General features: G+C 71.7%; 14 protein-coding genes. 4 read left to right on the top strand and 10 right to left on the bottom strand.

Annotation, left to right across the window (positions count from 1 at the left end; all coding sequences use genetic code 11):
• Positions 1–44: 44 nt before the first annotated feature.
• The 3 genes from ACIQPQ_RS24605 to ACIQPQ_RS24595 form a co-directional block, all read right to left on the bottom strand.
• Positions 45–962 carry a helix-turn-helix domain-containing protein gene (locus ACIQPQ_RS24605; RefSeq protein ID WP_401307220.1) on the bottom strand — a complete coding sequence of 306 codons (918 nt, stop codon included), beginning with the start codon at positions 960–962 and terminating at the stop codon, positions 45–47.
• 237 nt (positions 963–1,199) lie between these two features.
• A complete protein-coding gene (locus tag ACIQPQ_RS24600) occupies positions 1,200–2,087 on the bottom strand; it encodes an SDR family NAD(P)-dependent oxidoreductase (protein ID WP_401307217.1) in 888 nt (295 codons plus the stop codon).
• A gap of 23 nt (positions 2,088–2,110) precedes the next feature.
• Positions 2,111–2,734 (bottom strand): TetR/AcrR family transcriptional regulator, encoded by a 624-nt coding sequence (locus ACIQPQ_RS24595; protein ID WP_401307214.1) that lies wholly within the window; start codon positions 2,732–2,734, stop codon positions 2,111–2,113.
• Positions 2,735–2,920: 186 nt separating this feature from the next.
• On the opposite strand from ACIQPQ_RS24595, the gene ACIQPQ_RS24590 reads away from it, so the two are divergent.
• On the top strand, positions 2,921–3,607 hold the full coding sequence (locus tag ACIQPQ_RS24590) for a hypothetical protein (RefSeq protein WP_401307211.1): 687 nt from the start codon (positions 2,921–2,923) through the stop codon (positions 3,605–3,607).
• A gap of 65 nt (positions 3,608–3,672) precedes the next feature.
• Here the strand turns inward: ACIQPQ_RS24590 and ACIQPQ_RS24585 are convergent, their stop codons facing one another.
• Complete coding sequence (locus ACIQPQ_RS24585; protein ID WP_401307209.1) at positions 3,673–4,851, bottom strand: PucR family transcriptional regulator; 1,179 nt, start codon at positions 4,849–4,851, stop codon at positions 3,673–3,675.
• 130 nt (positions 4,852–4,981) lie between these two features.
• On the opposite strand from ACIQPQ_RS24585, the gene lysA reads away from it, so the two are divergent.
• From lysA to ACIQPQ_RS24570, 3 genes are all read left to right on the top strand, one after another.
• On the top strand, positions 4,982–6,235 hold the full coding sequence (gene lysA, locus ACIQPQ_RS24580) for a diaminopimelate decarboxylase (RefSeq protein ID WP_401307207.1): 1,254 nt from the start codon (positions 4,982–4,984) through the stop codon (positions 6,233–6,235).
• An 87-nt stretch (positions 6,236–6,322) separates the two neighbouring features.
• Entirely contained in the window at positions 6,323–7,822 is a 1,500-nt protein-coding gene (locus tag ACIQPQ_RS24575) for an APC family permease (protein ID WP_401307204.1), read from the top strand.
• 1 nt (position 7,823) lies between these two features.
• A complete protein-coding gene (locus tag ACIQPQ_RS24570; protein ID WP_401307202.1) occupies positions 7,824–9,098 on the top strand; it encodes a serine hydrolase domain-containing protein in 1,275 nt (424 codons plus the stop codon).
• Between the two features lie 549 nt (positions 9,099–9,647).
• Here ACIQPQ_RS24570 and ACIQPQ_RS24565 read toward each other — a convergent pair.
• From ACIQPQ_RS24565 to ACIQPQ_RS24540, 6 genes are all read right to left on the bottom strand, one after another.
• Complete coding sequence (locus ACIQPQ_RS24565) at positions 9,648–10,982, bottom strand: erythromycin esterase family protein (RefSeq protein WP_401307200.1); 1,335 nt, start codon at positions 10,980–10,982, stop codon at positions 9,648–9,650.
• Between the two features lie 86 nt (positions 10,983–11,068).
• The gene (locus tag ACIQPQ_RS24560) at positions 11,069–11,821 is read right to left on the bottom strand and encodes a thioesterase II family protein (RefSeq protein WP_401307921.1); all 753 of its coding nucleotides are present in this window, start codon (positions 11,819–11,821) and stop codon (positions 11,069–11,071) included.
• A gap of 112 nt (positions 11,822–11,933) precedes the next feature.
• On the bottom strand, positions 11,934–13,127 hold the full coding sequence (locus ACIQPQ_RS24555; protein WP_401307197.1) for a cytochrome P450: 1,194 nt from the start codon (positions 13,125–13,127) through the stop codon (positions 11,934–11,936).
• The gene (locus ACIQPQ_RS24550; protein ID WP_401307194.1) at positions 13,124–14,461 is read right to left on the bottom strand and encodes an MFS transporter; all 1,338 of its coding nucleotides are present in this window, start codon (positions 14,459–14,461) and stop codon (positions 13,124–13,126) included. The genes ACIQPQ_RS24555 and ACIQPQ_RS24550 overlap by 4 nt, the downstream gene beginning before the upstream one ends.
• On the bottom strand, positions 14,461–15,441 hold the full coding sequence (locus ACIQPQ_RS24545) for a TauD/TfdA family dioxygenase (RefSeq protein WP_401307192.1): 981 nt from the start codon (positions 15,439–15,441) through the stop codon (positions 14,461–14,463). Before ACIQPQ_RS24545 ends, ACIQPQ_RS24550 begins: the two co-directional genes overlap by 1 nt.
• Positions 15,442–15,462: 21 nt before the next feature.
• A partial coding sequence (locus ACIQPQ_RS24540; RefSeq protein WP_401307190.1) for a condensation domain-containing protein occupies positions 15,463–17,008 on the bottom strand: 1,546 nt, incomplete at its 5' end.

The raw sequence follows: 17,008 nt of genomic DNA, 5'->3' as shown, positions 1-17,008 counted from the left end.
CACGCACCCACCCCGAACCTCGTCCCCTATCCCTGTCCCTACCGCTATCCCTGTCCCTGTTCTTGTTCCCGCTCCACCGGCAGCCACAGTTCGGCGTCGGCCTCGGTCCCGTCGGCGGAGAGGCGGGTGCGGAGGATCTCCGGGCCGGGCCTGCCGCGGTAGGGGTTGGACGGGAACCACTCCACGAACACGTCGCGCCACAGCTCCTGGATGGCCCGGGGCGCGGGCCCGGAGACGGTGAACACGGCCCAGGTGCCCGCGGGGACGGGCAGCCGGGCGATGCCCTCGGCTCCACCGTCTCCGTCCCCGGCCACGGCGTCCGGTGAGGTCACCACCCCTTGGTAGTAGTCGAGTTGAGTTCCCTCGGCCCGACCCGGATCGAGATCGTCACAGACGGAGACGATGCCGCGGGGCTCCTGCCCCGACCGCTCCGACAGGTCCGCGAGCCGCTCGTTCGTCGCCGGATCGATCCCGCGGACGAAGTCGATGATGGCCTGGTTGGGCCCCGAATGCACCAGGGGGACGCGGGCCTTGAGTCCCACGACGGTGAACTCCGGCCGTTCCCGTTCCACGACGCGATAGCGCATGCTGCTGCTCCCTTCGACGGTGAGGCGGAAGGAGAGCCGGGGCTGCGAGACGAGCGCGGCGCCGCGTCGCCGGGCCTCGCCCGGACCGACCCCGTGCACGGCACGGAACGCCCGCGCGAAGGCCTCGCCCGAGCCGTAGCCGTAGCGCACCGCGATCTCCAGCAACGAGACCCGCCCCGCGAGGACTTCGGCGCCCGCGACGGTCATCCGCCGACGGCGCACGTACTCCGACAGCGGCATCCCCGCGAGCGCGGAGAACATCCGGCGCAGGTGGTACTCGGAGGTCACCGCGATCCGCGCCATCTCGGCCACGTCGACCTCCGCACCGAGCCGCTCCTCGACGTACTCCAGACTCCGATTGAGCCGCTCCAGCACCCCGGACACCTCCCTCTGCCTCGTTCTCTTCCTCCGTCGTGAACGCTAGGCGGCGGAAGTGTCGCAGCACCCGACATCCTGTGCCCGGCGCGGTCGGGTCGGACGGGACGGGCCGCGCCGGATCGCTACGGGCCGCGCCGGATCGGGGCGGGCCGGGGGGCGTCGGGGCAGTCCGGACGCGCGGAGGTCCCGCCCCACCGGGTCCACGGGATGCCGTCGCCCGCCCGCCCCCGCCCGTCAGGCGTGCGCCGCGCTCGCCCTGCCCAGCCGGTACATGCGGGTGTTGAGGGTGGCCCGGACCGACCAGGGCAGGCGGGAGACGACCTTGTCGACGAGGGTGGCGTCGAGGCCGATGTCGTACTTGAAGCGGGGCTTCGGCGTGTCGACGATCCGGACGAGCTTGCGGGCGACCTTCTCCGGGGTCGCGAGGAAACGGGAGTTCTGCGATCCGACCCCCAACGCCGCGTAGTGCGCGAAGAGTTCGCGGTACCGCTCCCGCCCCTCCGCGGACAGCGCGTCCAGCGACGCCGTCCCGTCCGCGGTGGTCTTCCCGAGGAGGGGGGTCTTCGTGACGCCGGGAACGGCGAGGACGGCGTGGATGCCGAGGAGGCGCAGGTCGTAGAACATGGACTCGGTGAGCCCGACGACGCCGAACTTGGAGGCGTTGTAGAAGGAGATGTACGGCGCCGACACGAGCCCCGCCCACGAGGCGACGTTCACCACGCGCGCGTGCGGCCCGCCCGCTGTCCGGCGCGCGGCGAGGAGCGGCACGAACTTCTGGGTGACGCGGTAGGGGGCGAGGAGGTTCACCTCCAGCACGCGGCGCGCCGTGGTCTCGTCGACGTACTCGAAGGGCGCGGAGTGCCCGATGCCCGCGTTGTTGACCACCGCGTACAGTCCCGCCTCCCCGACCTCCCCGGCGACGAGATCGTAGGCCTCGTCGAGGTCACCGCGATCGGTGACGTCCATGCGGACGGGCCGTACGCCGTCGAGGACGGAGAGCTTCTCCCGGTCCGTCTCTTTCCGGTACGTCGCGAAGACGTCGTAGCCGCGCGCCGCGAACGCGACCGTCGTGGCGTGTCCGATGCCGGAGGTCCCGCCGGTGACGAGGACTGACTTTCTCATGGTGCTCCACCCGCTCACTGTCGTCATGCCTCGCACACGAACCGGACGGCCCGCCGCAGGGATTCCAGATACGCGGGCACCGAGGACGACGCCCGCTTGAGTCCGCCGGAGGTGGCGTAGAGCAGCGCGGCGACGGCCTCGGCGCTGTCACCGTGCCGCCGCCAGGGGCTGTCCGCGTCGGTTGCCTCCAGCGCCCGCGTGAACTCCGCGACGATCGCCCCCTCCAGCTCGGCGGCGGACCGTCCGGTGAGCCGCTCCGCCGTGTCGAGCAGCTCGTCCAGGCCCGAGGCGAGCGTCTCCCCGGCCATCGCCTCGAACGCCGCGACGATCCGCTCGCCGAGCGCCGCGCCGGGCCGTTCCAGAGCGGACCGCGACACGCTCACGCTCCGTGCGAGGAGGTGCTCGACGGTCGCCGTGAAGAGGGCGTCCTTGGTCGGGAAGTGCTGATAGAGCCCCTGCCGCGAGATCCCCGCCAGCCGGGCCACCTCGTCGACGGACGCCTTCCGGAACCCGTACCGCAACAACACGCCGGCAGCGGCGTCAAGAATCCCGCCCCGCCGCCCGGCGCCCCGCTCACCCACCCGCCCGCCACCGCGCCCGACATCGCGTCCGGCAGTGGACGTCTCACTCCGACTGACATCACCCATGTGGACATGATTGACACTACTCGACAAGTTTGTCAACAAAGAAGGGTGGGTGCCCTCGCCTGTCGGTGAGCGGCGAGGCGCATCAAGTGCCCTCCGTGGGAACGGTGTTCTGTCCCAAAACGGGGTTCGCGTGTCCCGCTGAATGGGAGACTGTGCCGCGATATGACGATCCGAGGAGTACGAGGCATGGCGGACGACGCCCCCGGCGAAGAGGTTCCGGCGGAAGGCTCACGCGGACAGCGCGCCCTTGAGCTGCTCGACAAGGCGATCGACGCGCAGAGCACGCTGGTGCGGAAGAACGTCGCGCGAGCCCGTCAGCGGAAGCCGGAGGCGACGCCCGGGGAAGTGATCCGCACCCTGGAGCGCATGTACGTCAGTGCCCTGGCGGGTACGGGAGCCGCGGTGGGCGGGACCGCCGCCGCTCCCGGTGTCGGGACCGGCGTGGCGCTGGCGCTCTCGGCGGGTGAGGCGCTCACCTCGCTCGAACTGAGCGCTCTCTTCGCGCTGTCGGTCGCCGAGGTGCACTGCATCCCCGTCGCCGAGGTCGAGCGGCGCCGGACGATCGTGATGGGCATCCTGCTCGGCGGGTCCGGTGGCGAGACCATCTCCAAGGTCGCCGGGCGGACCGGTCAGCACTGGGGACGCCAGGTCGTCGCCAAGGTGCCGGTCGAGACGCTGCGTCAGGTCAACAAGGTCCTCGGGAAGAACTTCGTCACCAAGTACGGCACCAAGCAGGGCATCATCGTGCTGGGCCGCGTGGCGCCCTTCGGTATCGGCGCCGTGATCGGCGGCGGCGCCAACGCCGCGCTGGGCGCGCTCGCCGTACGGGCCGCCCGTCGCGCCTTCGGTCCGGCGCCCACGGACTGGGCGTAGCCGACGGAGCCGCCCGCGCCCCCCGCCCGCCCGCACCCTCTCGCCCGTGACCCGCCCGGTCCGCCCTACGGCCCCAGCCGCAACTGCAACCAGCAGGACAACCGGTCGTCCGGGTGGGTCAGGTCGAGGTCGAAGAGGTCGGGGACGCGGCGGAGGCGGTACTTCAGGGTGTTGGGGTGGCAGCCGAGGCTCTCCGCGGCCTGGGCGATGTTGCCGACCGCGTCGAGCCAGGCCAGTACGGACGCCGCGTACGCGGTCTGCTGCCGCCGGTCGTGGTCGAGCATGGCGGTGATGGCCGGGTGCCGCAGCCGCGGCTCGCGGGCCAGGGTGTCGCCCAGGTGGGCCAGGAGGACGCGGGCGTGGGCGTCCTCCAAGGCGGCGACGGGCCGGGCGGCGGGATCGGTGGTGATCACGCGGAGGATGTCGTCCACCTCGGTGCGCAGCGCGGGCAGCTGCCCCGGATCGACGTCGCCGCGGCTGACCGCACAGCGCAGGGCGCTGCCGCGCGGCCGGGCCAGCGCGGTCACGGCCTGCTCCGCCAGCCGCCGCACGGCCGACGCCGACAGTTCCGGCAGCAGCACGTAGACCGTCCTGCCCAGGGTGGCGACCGCCGCCTCCGGGTGGACGGCGGCGAAGTGGCCGACGGCAGAGACGCCGAGCTGGATCGCGGGCGGCGGCTCCCGGCCGGCGTCCCGCGGGTGGGCCAGGCCGAGGAGGGTGAAGCGGGGCTGGTCGGAGAGGCCGAGGTGGAAGCGGGCCCCGGCGGCGAAGCCGCCCCCGGCGAGAGCGCCGCTCAGCGCCTCCTGCCGTGCGTGCAGGTCCAGTTCGGCGGCGCTGCGGTGGCGCAGCATGTGCAGGGCGGCGAGCCGGGCGCCGTCGAGCAGCGCGCGCTCCCCGGCCGCGTCGACCCCGCCCGCGCCCTCGATGGCCCAGACCGTGCCGAGCGGGATCTCCCCGGCGCGGACGGCGACGGCGACCCTGGGCAGCTCGCCGTCGGCGAGCGGCGGCAGGCGGATCACGCCCGGCGCGTCGAGCACCGCCCGGTACTGGCGCAACTGCCGGGGCTCGTCGGGCACCCGCCGGTTGAGGATGCCCTCGCGCCGCAGGTCGTCGATGAGCTGGTCGGGCAGCGTCGAGTAGGCCAGGACCCGCCGGTCCAGGTCCTCGACGGCGACCGAGCCGCCGACCACGGCGGCGACGGCGTCACAGAGGACGAACAGCTCCTCGCTGGTCCCCTCCCGCATTGGTGAATTCGTCGATGACACAGCTCGATCGTAGGCGTATCCGACAAAGACCGCAGGGGGTGTGCGGCGCAGCATGGTGGGCACCGCTCGACGAGGGCGGAATCCAGCCAAAGCGCCTGAAAGGCTCATCGTGCGCGAGTTGCTCAGCCTCTTCCCGCCCGGGACCCACCTCGCCCCGGACGGCCAGCTCGTCATCGGGGGCTGCCCCGTCGAGGACCTGGCGGCGCGGTACGGCACACCGGCCCTGCTGGTCGACGAGGACGCCCTGCGGCGCCAGGCCCGCCGCTACGCGGACGGTCTCGCGGCCCGCAGGCCGGGCTCGCGCGTCGTCTTCGCCTCCAAGGCCTTCCCCTGCACGGCCGTCTACCGGCTGATGACGGAGGAGGGCCTGGGCATGGACGTGGCGAGCGGCGGCGAGCTGACCCTCGCCCTGGCCGCCGGGGCCGCACCGGCCGACCTGGTGGTCCACGGCAACGCCAAGACGGACGAGGAGCTGCGACTGGCCGTCGACGCCGGGGCCGGACTGATCGTCGTCGACAACTTCGACGACATCGACCGCCTCGAACGGATCGTGCCGCCCGGCGGTGACCAGGGCGTGCTGGTGCGGGTGACCCCCGACATCCGGCCCGTCACCCACGGGGCCGTCGCCACCGGCCAGGCGGGCAGCAAGTTCGGTCTGCTGCTGCCCGATGCGCGCCGCGCGATCGCCCGCCTCCGGACGAGCGACCGTCTGCGGCTGGACGGCCTCCACGTCCACATCGGCTCGCAGATCATGGACGTCAAACCCTTCGAACAGGCGGTGCGGGCCGTCGCCGGGCTCGGCGAGTTCGCCGTCTACGACCTCGGCGGCGGACTCGGGGCGCGCTACACCTACGCCGACACCCCGCCCAGCGTCGAGGACTACCTGGACACGCTGACGGAGACCGCCCGGCGCGTGCTGCCCGCCTCCGCCCGTCTGCTGATCGAGCCGGGCCGCTCCCTCGTCGCCGAGGGCGGGGTCTCGCTGTACCGCGCGGTCACCGTGAAGCCCGGCGAGCCGACCTTCGTCGCGGTCGACGGCGGTATGGGCGACAATCTGGAGGTCTCCCTGTACGGGCAGCGCTTCGAGGCCACCGTCGCCACCCGCGTCGGCGGCGGCCAGGTCTGCACGCTGGTCGGACGGCACTGCGAGTCGGGCGACACCCTCACCACGGCGGTCCGTCTGAACGCCCCCCGGCCCGGCGACCTGATCGCCGTACCCGCCACCGGCGCCTACACGTTCTCCCTCAGCAACAACTACAACGCCGCCCTGCGGCCCCCCGTCGTCCTCTGCCGCGACGGCCGCTCCCGAGCGGTGGTCCGCCGTGAGACGTACGCCGACCTCACCCGCCGCGACCTGGACTGAGACACCCCCGCCGCCCGGCCCCGGATCGCCCTCTCCCCCTCCGGGACCGCCCGCCCGGACCGCCCCGCCCGTGAAAGGCCCACCGTCATGCCGCCAGCACCCTCGTCCCCACCTCCCCCGGCCGCCGCCCCCTCCTCCCTCCGGGTCCAGGCCCTCAGACGCAAACCGATCAGCTCGTTCCAGCAGGACGTCGACCGCGGCACCCTGCGCCGTACCGTGGGCCTGTTCCAGCTCACCATGATCGGCATCGGGGCGACGATCGGCACCGGCATCTTCTTCGTGCTGAACTCCGCCGTCCCCGAGGCGGGACCGGCCGTCGTCGTCTCCTTCGCGATCGGCGCGGTGACCGCCACGCTCACGGCCCTGTGCTACGCCGAACTCGCCTCCGCCGTACCGGTGGCGGGCTCCTCGTACTCCTACGCCTATGCCACGCTGGGCGAACTCGCGGCCGTCGCGGTCGGCTGGTGCCTGCTGCTGGAGTACGCGGTCTCCGGGGCGGCGATCGCGGTGAGCTGGGGCCAGTACCTCAACGACTTCACCGACCGGCTCTTCGGCTTCCGCATCCCCGACGCGATCGCCGCCCCGCCCGGCGCGGGCGGCTACGTCAACCTGCCGGGCGCGGTCCTGATCCTGCTCTGCTGTCTGCTCCTGGTCCGCGGCACCCGTGAGTCGGCGGTCGTCACCACCGTCATGGTGCTGGTCAAACTCGCCGTACTGGTGCTGTTCGTGGCGCTCGCCGTGACCGGCTTCCACTCCTCGAACCTCCACCCCTTCGCGCCGATGGGGTGGGCGGGCATCGGCGCCGGAGCCGCCACCGTCTTCTTCTCCTTCATCGGCATCGACGCCGTCTCCACCGCCGGTGAGGAGGTCGAGAACCCGCGCCGCACGCTGCCGCTGGCCATCATCTGCTCCCTGCTGGTGATCACCGCGGTGTACGTGATGGTCGCCTGGGTCGGCGTCGGAGCCCAGCCGTGGACCAGGTTCGACGGGCAGGAGGCGGGACTCTCCGCGATCCTGACCGAGGTCACCGGGGCCACCTGGCCGGGCGCCGTACTGTCGGCCGGAGCGGTGCTGTCCATCGTCAGCGTGGTCCTGGTCGTCCTGTACGGGCAGACCCGCATCCTCTACACGATGGGCCGCGACGGCCTGCTGCCCGCCTTCTTCCACCGGGTGCGCCCCAGCACCGGCACCCCGGTCGCCGGAACCGTCGCCGTCGGCGTGCTCGTCGCCGGACTCGCGGCCGTCGTACCGCTGGACGACCTGGCCGACCTCACCAGCATGGGCACCCTGGCGGCCTTCGCCGTGGTCTCGGTCGGCGTGATCATCCTGCGTCGCACGGCCCCCACGCTCCCGCGCGGCTTCAAGGTGCCGGGCTACCCCGTCGTCCCCGTCCTCTCCGCAGGCTTCTGCGCCTATCTCGTCTACGAACTCCCCGTCCGCACCTATCTGCTGTTCGCCGGCTGGATGGTCCTGGCCGCGGCCGTCTATCTGCTCTACAGCCGCCACCACTCCCGCCTCCGCACCACCGACGCCGGCACCGACTCCCGCGGCGGCAGCGCCGGTCCCACCGAGACGATCGAGGTCTGACATGCCCAGAAGAACCAGAACCCGCAGCCTCCGGCGCGCCTCGAAGGCCGCGCTCCTCACCGCCACGGCCCTCGCCCTCGTCGGCACCGGCGCCACGGTCCCGGCGTCCGCGACCCGGCCCCCGTCCCACCACACCACCCAGGACCGCGACCTGCGCCGGGCACTGGACACCGCGCTCGCGAAGGCCACCGCGGACGCACCCGGCCAGGGCGTCCAGGCGGTGCTGCTCCGGCACGGCCGCATCGTCTGGTCCGCCCACCGGGGCGAGGCCGTCAACAACGTCCACCCCGCGATCCGCGTCGACGACGACACGATGTTCAACCTCGGCAGCCTCGGCAAACTCCTCCTCGGCACGTTCGCGCTCCACGAGGTCGAGAAGGGCGAACTCGCCCTCGACAAGCCCCTGTCGACGTACGTCGGCGACACGGTCGCGGGCTCCCGCAAGGTCACCCTGCGCATGCTGCTCTCACAGACCTCGGGCTACGGCAACGTCTACGCGGACCCCGCCGTCGTCCCGCTCTTCCCGCCCGGCACCGAGGGCGCTCCGGCGGGCACCGCCCCCAACCGCTACCGCCCGAACGTCCCCTTCACCTTCCAGCAGTTGAACGCCGGCATCCACAACCCCAAGTCACCGGGCGCCCGTTACGAGTACCAGGACACCAACTTCATCGTCCTGCTCCAGGTGCTGGTGAAGCGGCTCGGCGGCGAGAACGCCGTCAAGCGCCAGATCGCCCGCTTCTACGCCGCCGCCGGTTCCGTCGCCCCGCAGACCGGCCGCCGCCTCACCCAGGACCGGTACGCGCCCCACACGCTGCGGCACTTCGCCCACGGCTACCACCCGCTGGCCGACGGACTCGGCGTCCAGGACTACAACACCGCCTACGGCGCGACCGGGGTGCCCACGGACTCCTTCGGATTCCCCTTCGGCGACGGCTCGTTCGCCGGCACCGCCCTCGGCGCCGCCCAGGCCCTCGACGCCCTCTTCGCCCGCGGCACCCTGCTGAGGAAGCCGACCGTCGACGAGATGGTCAGGCCCACCGCGCAGGCACGGGCCGCCGACGCGACGTACGGCCTCGCCACCGAACGGACCGTCGTCGACGGCGTCACCTGGCAGGGCCACCCCGGCTCCTTCGGCGGCTTCACCTCCACCTCCTACACCGACCGCCGCCACGGCACCACCCTCGTCGTCCTCACCAACCGCGACCGCCCGTCCCCCACGGTCTCGGAGAAGATCTGGACGTCCCTGGCCAAGGCCTACGGCGCAGACCTGACCTGACCCCCCAGAACTCCGGGACATGACCGGGGGGAGCCCCGGAGACACCGCCGCACCCCGCCCCGACGCCCTGCACAGCAGGCGGGGAGGGGTGCGGCGGCATCGTCGTATTGGATGTCCCGGAAGAGTCCAGACCCCTCGGTGACCTGTGACGATGTGCGGGGTTCGGTTGCTGACCCGCGCGAATGGCCTTTCGGTTGTTTCACACTCGTGCCAGTTGGCGCCTTGCGGAATCGTCGGTTCCTGGTGATCGATGATGACCCTGTGGTCGCTGGCGGCAGTGAGCCGGCGGTGTCCGCCAAGCCTTGGCCGCTCTCCAGCGAGAGGTCCGTCGCGCGGGACCGGCGGACGAAGGCGCATGAGCCAGTGGCGAGGCTCGTCACCAAGGAGCTGGTGCCTGTCCTCGCGCGACTGAGACCGGGCGCTCTCCGGGGTGCGGGGCTCCGGGGGCTTCCTGTCCCGCCTGCCGTCGTTCTGAACCGGAGCAAGGGCATAGCGCCTGAAACGATGGATCTAGGACATGGGGCCCTGTCTCCCACCGCACGACGACGGTCAGCTCGGTGGTACCAGAAGGTGGGCCGGCGTGACGTGGTGAAGGTGCAGGAGGAGGTCGTGGGCGGCCGCGGGGGCGATGTCGTGGGGGCGTTCCGGGTAGGACGTGCCGATGCTGCGGGTGCGTCGGGGCCTGCTCAGCCACGCGCGGGCCGCGGGCGGGGACGTGCGCAGGTCCATGATGTAGTCACCGGGGCGCACTCGGTCGAGGAAACGTTCGGTGCTGTTGCGCGGCGGGGCTCCCACCGTGTGGACGCGGGCCGTGCCGTCGGGGCCGGTCGCGTTGAAGGAGCCGGTGCCGAACGTCACGGCAGCGCTCACATAGCCCTCGCCCAGCCGTTCCCGCAGGAACGCTCCTTGCATCCGGGGGTAACGCGGGTCGGAGGTGCGGTAGGAGACATGGCTGTTGTGGGCCGACAGTAGGACCTTGAGGCCCGTTCGAGCCTGCCACCAGGCGACGTTGTCCGCCATCAGCCGGTCGCGATAGCCCATCGACGCCCGCAGTTGCTCCCGGTCGTCGAAGTCGAAGGCGTAACCGCGCGCGGTCTGCGCCAGGGCCCGGGCGTGCTGTACGGCCCAGGCGTGGGCGTCCTCCGTCGCACAGGCGGGAACCGGCTGCCGGGCCAGCAGGGACAGTGCCGCCTCCGCGCGGACGGCCATCGCGCGCCGCTCGGACAGGGGCCGGGCCAGGTACGCCTTCATGTAGGCGCCCGCTGGGGTGGTGGGCCGCAGCCTCCGGTAGAGCGCCGTGAGGCGCGGCAGCAGGTCCGGTCGGTAGCGGGCCGCGTACCGCAGCACCCTGTCGTACTGCTCCGGGCCCGCGTACGCGAAGTCGTCGCCCATGAACCGCACCGGGTCTCCCGGATGCCGTTCGTTGTACCCGCGCATCCACTTGATGAGGGCGAGGTACTCCTCGGTGTTCCACCACGCGTACGTGTCCTGGAACTCCTCCCGCATGATGCGCCGCGGGTCACCCTCGCCCTTTCGCACGTACGTGTCCAGCCGCAGGCCGCTGCTCCAGCTCGTCTCCAGGGCGAAGGTGCGGAAGCCCTCGTGCTCCACCAGGTAGCGCAGGACGCGGTGCTTGAGGGTGAAGAACTCATGCGAGCTGTGCGTCGCCTCGCCGAGTCCCACCACCTTCGCGCCGTCCACCATGCGGCTCAGCGGCCGCAGGTCGGCCTGGTCGCCGTGCGGACCGGTGGTGCGCAGGGGGTGGGAGACGCGCTCGGCCGCCCGCAGAGCGCGTGTCTCCTGTGGTGGCGCGGCGCCGGACCACAGGGCCCCCACGCAGAGCAGCACCAGCAGCAGGATGAGTACCGACCGGTTTCGCTTCATACGTCGAGGGTCCGTGTCCGGGCGGTCTCAGGACATCCGACGCACCCCCGACTTCCCCGCGAGTTGCCCCCACCCTGGGCATGCCGCTAAACCGGAAGGGGTTGTGCCGGTTCCATGGCGATACGGGCGACCCGCTCGACAGCCGGCACCAGATAGAAGTGATCGCCTTCCAGCACCGTGAGAGTGAAGGCCCCCGACGTCACCGCACTCCACCTCGCCGCCTCGTCCGGGCTGACCTGCGGGTCCCGGTCACCTGTCAGGGCGTGGACGTCGGCCCGCAGCAGGGGCACGTCGGTCCGGCGGCGGTAGGCGTCGATCAAGTGGTAGTCATTGCGGATCACCGGCAGGAGCAGCTCCCGCAGGTCCGGATCGTCGAAGACGGCCGCCTGGGTGCCGCCCAGGGATCTGACCGCCTCCACCACCTCCTCGTCCGTCCGTAGGGCCGGGGCCGCGGCACCGTCGGGGGACCGGCCGGACACGCAGAGGCGGGTGATGTGGACGGCACCGCCCGCTTGTTGGAGGCGCCCAAGCGTCTCGTACGCCACGGCCGCGCCCATGCTGTGGCCGAAGAACACCGTCGGCAGCGGCGGCAGGGCCAGCAGCTCGTCGGCGATGGCCGACGCCAGCGAGTCCATCTCCGGGATCAGAGCCTCCCGGAACCGGTTCTCGCGGCCCGGGTACTGGGCGGCCACCAGCTCCACCGAGGGGCCCGCGTAGCGAGACCACGGGCGGAAAAAGCTCGCCGCGCCTCCCGCGTGCGGAAAGCAGACCAGGCGGCGCTCGGGGCGCTGGGGTCGGGTGTGTCGGGTCAGGTACGGCGAGGGAGAGGATAAAGGCATATGAGAGGTCCGATCGTCGGCCGAGGATGGCCTCGCCCAGCGGGGTGAGGTGGTGGACCGCCGGCTGTGCCGACGCTCTGTGGTCACGAGGAGGACGGGACGGTGTGAAGGGTCAGCGCCACTCCGTGGAGACCTCCAGGCTGCTGTAGCCCTGCACGAGGTTGGAGCGCATCCAGCGCACCTCCCCGGCCAGTTCCACTCCCCGCGCCTCGGCTGCCAGCTCCTGGAGCAACGCACGCAGCTCGAGCCGGGCCAGAGCGGCGCCGAGGCAGTGGTGCGGACCGTTGCCGAACCCCAGGTGGCGGTTGGGCGTTCGGTCCGGGACGAAGCGGTGCGGGTCGGGGAAGAGCCGCTCGTCGCGGTTGGCGGCGGACAGCCACGCCACCACAGGCTGCCCCTTGATGATCTTCTGGCCGCCGATCTCGCAATCCTCGGTCGCCACCCGCAGGACGTGCGCCGCCGGGGACGTCCAGCGGACCACCTCCTCCACGGCGGGGCCGACGAGCTCCGGGTCGGCGTGCAGCGCGTCCAGGGTGCCTGCGGACGCCTGGAAAGCGTGGAAGGCGCCGGTGATCGAGTGACGGGTAGTCTCGTTGCCGCCGATCAGCACGTTGTCACAGTTGACGAGCACGTCCTCGGTGCTGAGCCGCGCGTCTTCCAGCAACGCGCTCACCAGGTCGGAACCGGGCTGCCGGCGGCGCCGTTCGATCAGTTCGTGGAAGTAGAAGAGGATCTCCGTGTGTGCCTCGGACGGAGTCATGCTGTCGAAGCTGCTCTCCTCGCCGCCGAAGGCGTGATTGGTCAGTTCGATCAGCTGCTCCCGCTCGCTGAGCGGCACGCCGATGACCTCGCACACGATCGCGGCCGGGAGCCGCGGGCCGATGCTCTGCGCGATGTCGGTGGTGTCCTGCGACCGCAGCCGGTCGACGATGTCCCTGACCTCCCGGTGCAGCACCGACTGGAGTTCGGGGGCGCGCAGCCGCGAGAGGAACGGGCCGATGAGCCGCTTCAGCGTGGAGTGCCAACTGCCCTCGCTCACTACCAGCATCCTGCCGCCCGAGTTGTCGGGGTGCTCGGCGTCGAAACCGATCATCATGCCGCACTCGGAGGTGAAGGGAGCCTTGGGGGAGAGGACGGCGGCGACGTTGCGGTGGGAGAAGACCGACCAGAAGCCGGACGGGGAGAGGCCCGGATCGCTCCAGACCTTCGCGTCCGCCCGGGTGTACTCCCCCCACATGGTGAAGCGGGCATCGGTGGTGTAGAGATCGGGGTTGGCCAGATCAATGGTGGCCGGATCAATGGTCATGGTGAGCTGTCTCTGTCTGTCAGCGGACGGGGGAGGGGCAGCGCCGGCACGGGGCTTGCGGGTGCCGACGCCGACGCCGGCACGGGCGTGTCGGTGTCGGGCCGTGCGGTGTCGGCCGCGCCGAGTTCCGGTACCTCGCGCAGCGCTGGGCTCAGCGACGTCAGCAGAGCGATGGCCGCCATCACGGCCGTGCACCCGAGCAGGCCGGCGAACCGGCCGGCCTGATCCAGCACGATGCCGCCGGCCAGCGGGGCGATAGCCCCGCCGCCACCGCTGGCGAGGGCCGCCACGCTCACCACCCGCCCACGGTGACTGTCCGGGGTGAGCATCAGCTGACAGGTGGTGAAGTAGGCGTTCGCCGTCGGTGCCGCGAAGGCGATGGCCCCCAGCAGCACCCCCGGCGTCCAGGCGCCCGGCAGCACCGCGATTCCCGCCGTGAGCACGACGAACGTCCACAGCACGACGTGGATGGGCCGGGCACCGGTCAGGAGCCGTCGTCGGAGCAACGGCGCGGCGAGGGCGCCCAGCAGGCCGCCCACGCCCAGCAGCGCCGCCATCGCACCGATGACCCCGGTCGCCATGCCGCCGGTCCGCGCGGAAGCGATGACGATGAAGTAGATGGCGCCGAAGAAGAAGTTCGTTGCCGTTGCGCACACCAGTCCCACGCGCAGGAACGGATGCGAGGCGATGAAGCGGACCCCCTCCAGCAGGCCTCGCCCGTTGAGCACCGGTCGGTCGACCGGGCCGTCGGCGGCCGGCGGCTGCCGCCTCAGGAACAGCAGCAGGACCAGTCCCGCCAGATGCGCCAGGCAGCCGACGACGAACGGGAACGCGTTCTTCAGCGCCAGCAGGAATCCGCCGACGGACGTACCGGCCAGCTGGCCCGCGTAGGTGCGCGCCGCGTTCATCGCCACCGCGTCCGAGAGCCTCTCCTCCGCCACCAGGCTCGGGATCATCGACTCTCCCGCCGCCATCGTCACAGCGGTTGCCGCACCGTTGACGAGAGCGAGCGCCACCAGCGCGGACAGCGACACGGCGTCCGCCCACAGCAGCAGGGCCAGCGCGCCGAACACCACCACCAGCGCGGCCTGGCACCACAGCATCACGCCCCGGCGGTCGTACCGGTCGGCGAGGGCCCCGGCGGGCAGCCCCGCCAGGAGCATCGCCGCCGCGTCGACGAAACCGATGATTCCCGCCTGCGAGGGCGAGCCGGTCAGCGCCAGCACGATCAGCGGCAGCACGATCAGCGATGTGCTGTATGCGAACTCACCGAGCGCCGACCCCACCCACAGCAGCGTGAAACCGCCACCCTGCAGTGTTTCCTGGGGGGGCATCAGCCGAGGAGCCGCGAACGCGTCTTCGTTCGCACGTAGGTACGTCGCAGATCGCGGACCAGGCTGGTGCGCTTGAGCCAGCGATCCGTCCCGTCGTAGCGGGGGATGAACGTGTCACGCCCGTGGACGGCCCGGTGGTTGTCGATGAACGCTGCGTCGCCGGGGCTCAGGACGACTCGCTCGGCCGCGGCGGCCAGCAGACCGGCGGCCTCCCTCATGGCCGCCTCCGCCCCGGTGTCTCCGGCCACCGCCTCGGTGAAGTCCGCGTCGATCCGCAGATACGGCGCCTGCTCCGGACCGAACAGCACGGACGCCACCTCATGGGGGCGGTCCTTCAGCGCCGACGGGTTCTCCGCGCTGTGCTGCGGCACCACGTGATGGGAGTCGTCCGGGAAGAACCGGAAGCGGTCCTGGTGCAGCGCCCGCCGCACCGGCTCCGGGAAGTCCACCGACTCCACCAACGCCACCGTCGTGCCCACCGCGTCGCAGTTGCGCAGGCACATCAGAGCCACGTAATCACCCCGGCAGGAGTGGAACACGTCCTCCGTGTGCAGTGTGAGCTGCTGCCGGCTGCTCGCGCTGGTCAGGGAGTTCTCCTGGCCCCTGGACGGGCAGACGTCGTGCACCAGGCGGCCGTTCTGCTGGTTGACCCAGCCGAACGGCTCTCCGAGCACAGACCCGACGAGCAGCAGCACCAGCTCCTCGCGGACCGCGGCGGCCTCCTTCTGGGCGATCTCCCAGCTCGGCGGGGTCGGTACCAGATCCTCGACGACGGGCAGGTTCCCCAGCACGATGACGGCGTCCTCGGCGGCACGGGACGACACCAGGAACCGACGCACTCCTACCGGGAGCCGCTCCGCTTCGACGCGAATGTCGTTCGCGTACTCCAGCGGCGTCCAGACGGTGTGGGTGGCAAGGAACTCGTCCGCCACAGAGGCCAGTTCGTTCTTCTCGACGTCACTCAGCACGTAGCGAGCCACAGCAAAGCCTTCCGATGATGGTCAGTTACCGGCCGCGGCGGCGATCTGCCGCAAGGCGGTGGTGAAGTCGTCCGCCAGCCGACGAACGGTGGTGGGGGCGTGGGTGGACGGCGCGTACAGCCAGTCGATGCGCAGTTCGCCGTCGCTGACGGCGGCGACGACGTCGATCAGGTGCGGACGGGCCTCGCCGGGCGCCTGATCGGCGCCGAGGCTGTCCAGCCGGTCCCGGATCAGTCCGCCGTCGTCGCCGGCCGCGCCGTCCCACTGCCCCAGGTAGTTGAAGCTGATCTGCGGATGCGGGGTGGCGGCGAGCGCGGTGTGCGCGGCGCTGCCCGGCTCGGACAGGTAACGCAGAGCCCCGTAGCCGAGCCCGCGCCCGGGGAGCTTGCGCAGGGTCTTCTTGACGGCCTTCAGCGCCGTCTCCCAGGGGCCCTCGGGGATGTCGAGGGCGACAGGGTGGATGGTGGTGAACCAGCCGACGGTGCGGGACAGGTCGACGTCGTCGAACAGTTCCTCGCGGCCGTGGCCTTCCAGAGCGATCGTGACCGGCGCGCCCGCCCAGTCCCGCAGGACCCGGCCCAGCGCGGCCAGCAGCACATCGTTGATCCGGGTGCGGAACACTCCGGGTGCCTGCTGGAGCAGTGCCTCCGTTGCGGAACGGTTCAGCACCGAGGACTCCACGGCGACCTCGCCGTACGTACTCGCGCTAGGCCAGTCGTACGGGATGTCCATGGTGCCAGACACGGCCTTGCGCCAGTACGCGGTCTCGTGATCGATGGCGCCAGAGCGGACGTGTGCGGTCAGGCGGCTCGCCCACTGCTGGTAGCTGCTGGTCTCGGGGCCGAGGTCCAGGGCGCGGCCCTCGGCGAGTTGCGCGTAGGCGGTGGACAGGTCCTCCAGGACGATCCGCCAGGACACGCCGTCCATCACTAGGTGGTGCACCGCCAGGAACAGCCCCGGCGGTGTGTCCGGCATGCGCAGGAAGACGCCCCGCACCAGGATGCCCGTGCGCAGATCCAGCGCGTGCTGGGCCTCCAGCGCGGCGTCGTTCCGCGCCTGTTCCCAGTCGGCCGCGGCCGTCAGGTCGCGGACCGAAAGCAGCCCGCCGGGGCGCTCTCCGTGCTCTTGGACCCAGCCGCCCGCGCCGTCGTCCGCATACCGCATGCGCAGCGCGTCGTGGTGGTCGACCACCGCCGCGAGGGCGCGCTCCAGCACAGCGGGGTCCGTGTCCGGGGCCAGGGCGACGTGCACGGACATCGCATACTGGTCGGGGTGCGCCGTGTGCTCGGCGAAGAACCACCGCTGGATGGGCGTCAGTTCGACCTTGCCCGACGCCTCCGGGGCACGGTTCCCAGCGGCCGGCGCGTAGGCGTCCGCGCGCCGCACCACGGACGCCACCTCGGCGATGGTCTGGTGGACGAACATCTGCTTGGAGGTCAGGTGCAGCCCTGCCTGGCGGGTGTGGGAGATGATCTGGATGGAGAGGATGGAGTCGCCGCCGAGTTCGAAGAAGTTGTCGTGGATGCCGACTTTCTCGAGGCCGAGGATGTCGGCCCAGATCGCTGCG

Source organism: Streptomyces sp. NPDC091281, assembly GCF_044757425.1.
GTDB lineage: Bacteria > Actinomycetota > Actinomycetes > Streptomycetales > Streptomycetaceae > Streptomyces.
This window is presented reverse-complemented; position numbering and strand designations above follow the sequence as displayed.